The following is a 2,168-nucleotide window of genomic DNA, read 5'->3' as shown; positions in this document are numbered from 1 at the left end:
GTCCAGACGCCGCAGGGTTTCGCGCCCGACGTGCTGCTGGCCGCCTACGACGCGGCCGGGGACGTGGCCACCGACGACGCCGGGCTGGTGGAGCGGCTGGGCGGGACGGTGGCGACCGTCGACGGCGACCCGCTCGCCTTCAAGATCACCACGGCATCGGACCACGTCCGAGCCCTGCACGAAGTCCGTGCCCTGTCGGAAGCCCGTGCCCTGCACGAAGTCGGCGCACCGCAGGAGCCCGGTGCACGCGAGAACCCGGAGGAGCACCCGTGACCGGACCCGTGATCCCGCGCGTCGGCATCGGCACCGACGCCCATCAGGTGCAGCCCGGCAAGCGATGCATGATGGCCTGCCTGCACTTCCCGGACGACCACGGGTGCGAGGGGCACTCCGACGGCGACGTGGTGGCCCACGCCCTGGTCGACGCGCTCCTGTCCGCGGCCGGTCTCGGTGACCTCGGCACCCTGGTCGGCACCGGTCGCCCCGAGTACGACGACGTCTCGGGTGAGCGGCTCCTGCGCGAGGCGGTGGCGGAACTCGCCGGGCACGGGTGGGCGATCGGGAACGCCGCCGTGCAGATGGTGGGCAACCGCCCCAAGATGGGCCCGCGGCGGGTCGAGGCGGAACAGACCCTCTCGGCGATCATCGGCGCCCCGGTCTCCGTCTCGGCCACCACGACCGACGGCATGGGCTTCACCGGTCGCGGTGAGGGGGTCTCCGCCGTGGCGACGGCCCTGGTGTTCCGGAGCTGACGAAGCGGGCGGGAGGGTGCGTCACCGGTAGACTCGCTACCCGTGACGCTCCATCTGTACGACACCGCCACCCGCTCCCTCCGGGAGTTCACCCCAGTCCGGGAGGGGCACGCGTCCGTCTACCTCTGTGGAGCCACCCCCCAGTCCGTGCCGCACATCGGCCACGTCCGGTCCGGGGTCGCCTTCGACGTCCTGCGCCGCTGGCTGCTGGCCACGGGCTACGACGTGGCGTTCGTCCGCAACGTCACCGATATCGACGACAAGATCCTCACCAAGGCCGCCGAGAACGGCCGGCCGTGGTGGGAGTGGGTCGCCACGCACGAACGCGAGTTCACCAGGGCGTATGACGCCCTCGGGGTCCTGCCGCCGTCCACCGAGCCGCGGGCGACCGGGCACGTGACGCAGATGATCGACTACATGGAGCGGCTCATCGAGCGCGGCTTCGCCTATCCGGCCGAGGGCAGCGTCTACTTCGACGTGGCCGCCTGGTCGGCCGCACCGGAGGGCGATTACGGCCACCTCTCGGGACACCGCCTCGACGAGGTCGACCAGGGTGAGGCGGCGGACCTGCGCGGCAAACGGGACCCGCGGGACTTCGCGCTGTGGAAGGCGGCCAAGCCGGGGGAGCCCAGCTGGCCCACCCCGTGGGGGGAGGGCCGTCCGGGCTGGCATCTCGAGTGCTCGGCCATGGCGACCTGGTACCTCGGTGGGACCTTCGACATCCACGGCGGTGGTCTGGACCTGCAGTTCCCGCACCACGAGAACGAGGCGGCGCAGTCCCACGCGGCCGGAGACGGCTTCGCCCGGTACTGGCTGCACAACGGGTGGGTCACCATGGCGGGGGAGAAGATGAGCAAGTCGCTGGGCAACGTGCTCAGCGTGCCCAACATCCTCAGCGCGGTGCGACCCGTCGAGCTGCGCTACTACCTCGGCAGCGCGCACTACCGCTCGATGCTCGAGTACTCGCCGGAGGCACTGCAGGAGGCGGCCGCCGGGTACCGGAGGATCGAGGCGTTCGTGCGGCGCGTGACCGAGGCCGGCGTCGAGGTGCCCGTGGGTGACTGGACGGACGGGTTCGCCGCGGCGATGAACGACGATCTCGGGGTCCCCGCCGCACTGGCGGAGATCCACGGTCGGGTGCGCGAGGGGAACACCGCCCTGGCGTCCGGCGACCTCGACGCGGCGCTGACGGCCGCGTCGGCCGTGCGGGCGATGACGGCGGTCGTGGGCGTCGATCCCCTCGACCCCCACTGGGTGGCCGAGGGCGGCGCGGACGACGCCGCGACGACAGCGCTCGACTCGCTCGTGCGCGCAGAACTCGAGGCGCGCGACATCGCGCGTTCGAACAAGGACTTCGCCACCGCCGACGCGATCCGGGACCGTCTGGTCTCGGCCGGCGTCGAGGTGGCAGATACC

General features: G+C 72.2%; 3 protein-coding genes. All 3 read left to right on the top strand.

The genetic code is table 11. The features are described 5' to 3' along the window. A partial coding sequence (locus G6021_RS12480; RefSeq protein WP_182641425.1) for a 2-C-methyl-D-erythritol 4-phosphate cytidylyltransferase occupies nucleotides 1-273 on the top strand: 273 nt, incomplete at its 5' end. Beyond that, nucleotides 270-752, top strand: coding sequence for a 2-C-methyl-D-erythritol 2,4-cyclodiphosphate synthase (ispF, locus tag G6021_RS12475; protein ID WP_179524505.1), 483 nt, complete (start codon nucleotides 270-272; stop codon nucleotides 750-752). The genes G6021_RS12480 and ispF, both read left to right, overlap by 4 nt. A gap of 42 nt (nucleotides 753-794) precedes the next feature. Then, nucleotides 795-2,168, top strand: a 1,374-nt coding sequence (gene cysS / locus G6021_RS12470; protein ID WP_182641424.1) for a cysteine--tRNA ligase, incomplete at its 3' end; no start/stop codon positions are given.

Source organism: Dietzia sp. CW19 (assembly GCF_014145265.1).
In the GTDB taxonomy this organism is placed as follows: domain Bacteria; phylum Actinomycetota; class Actinomycetes; order Mycobacteriales; family Mycobacteriaceae; genus Dietzia; species Dietzia natronolimnaea.
This window is presented reverse-complemented; position numbering and strand designations above follow the sequence as displayed.